The following is a 1,480-nucleotide window of genomic DNA, read 5'->3' on the forward strand; positions in this document are numbered from 1 at the left end:
TTAAAAAACAAAACTTAGATATTCGCACACTACAGACTTGGCATTCACAACTCAAAAAACTCAACATTCACAACGCCGCCCTTTTTTTATCTCAGTTTTCTCAATGACCAAAGAAGCTCTATCATATTTAATCAATAATCCCAATGAAGTTTCCAAAAAAGATATAGAATCTCTGGAAGCCATCCTTGAAGATTATCCTTACTTTCAACTGGCACATACCCTTGTGGCAAAAGGATACCATTCGCATTATGCAGAAGAATTGGCAAACGAAAAAATTCGTAAAGCAGCCATCTACGCGCTAAATCGCAACGCTCTTCGGAAGGTCATCAATGGTAGTTTTGTTAATGAAAACCTTATTCCTCAAAACTCTCCAAGTACGGCTGAATACATTCATAAAGTTGATAAAATCATCGAACAAGCCAGCGCAGAAGACAAACCAAAGAGTTTTACCAATCAAGATTTAGTAGCCTTTTCTACCTTGTATGAAGATACTCTTTTGGAAGACATCATTCAAAAGCAACAAAAGCAACTCGATATCATTAATTCTTTTATTGAAAAAGACCCTGGCTTGATCAGAACCTCTAAAAATCAATTAGAGTCCCCCATTCATCAAGTTGACTTATCAGCCAAAAGTACTAAAGTCGAAAAAGAAATTATTACCGAGAGCTATGCCAAAATCCTAACCATGCAAGGACGTAAAGAAAAGGCTGTAGAAGTATATGAAAAATTAATTTTGAAATTCCCAGAAAAAAAAGCGTACTTTGCGGATAAAATTAAGTCCTTACAGTAGGAAGAGTTTATTTACTTGACTAAATTTAGCAATTCAAGCATTCAATAAGTTCTTCTCAAAGCCATGAGCTTACGATTCGAGCTTATCGTCTGAAACGTCTTAATTTGGCCTACTGTTATTGCTTACAGCGTTGGCAATTTCATTTCCCAAATACAAAATATTCACATTTAAAGTAAAAGTAAAAAATGTTCGGAGCAGTTATTGTAATTATTTGTATCGTAGCGGTATTGTTAGTGTTTGTAGTACTTGTGCAAAACCCTAAAGGAGGTGGCTTATCAGGTGAATTCGGTTCGGCTGGCGCTAGCCAAATGTTTGGTGTACAACGCACTGGCGACCTTCTTGAACAAATTACTTGGGGCGGAGCGATTCTAATTGCTTTGTTAACATTGGGTTCTAAGTTTTTGACTCCAACAGCCTCTGAAGGAATCAACTCGGTGAACGTAGAAAAAGCAGCTACTAAAACGATTCCAGCGGCTGTACCTGCACCAGCTCCTGCTGCACCAGCTTCGGGAACTCCTGCACCAGCGCCTGCACCAGCGAAATAATCTTTCGAAGGTACGGATACAATAAAAAAGTCGAGCAAGTAAACTTGTTCGACTTTTTTTGTTAGACTTATAGCGCTTTAAACATTTTCGTTAAGGGTGAATAAATTCATCCGCTAAATGGAATTGTTGACTTTAACACAAATAC

The 1,480-nt window shown here is 37.6% G+C and carries 2 protein-coding genes; both read left to right on the plus strand.

Annotated features, from left to right (window positions below; genetic code table 11):
- The first annotated feature begins 103 nt into the window (after positions 1-103).
- Positions 104-790 (plus strand): hypothetical protein, encoded by a 687-nt coding sequence (locus ACOVQ4_RS13020; RefSeq protein WP_421821071.1) that lies wholly within the window; start codon positions 104-106, stop codon positions 788-790.
- A 185-nt stretch (positions 791-975) separates the two neighbouring features.
- Positions 976-1,335, plus strand: a complete 360-nt coding sequence (gene secG / locus ACOVQ4_RS13025) for a preprotein translocase subunit SecG (RefSeq protein ID WP_095164023.1) — start codon at positions 976-978, stop codon at positions 1,333-1,335.
- The last annotated feature ends 145 nt before the right edge of the window (positions 1,336-1,480 follow it).

It is taken from the genome of Flectobacillus sp., assembly GCF_049240685.1.
GTDB lineage: Bacteria > Bacteroidota > Bacteroidia > Cytophagales > Spirosomataceae > Flectobacillus.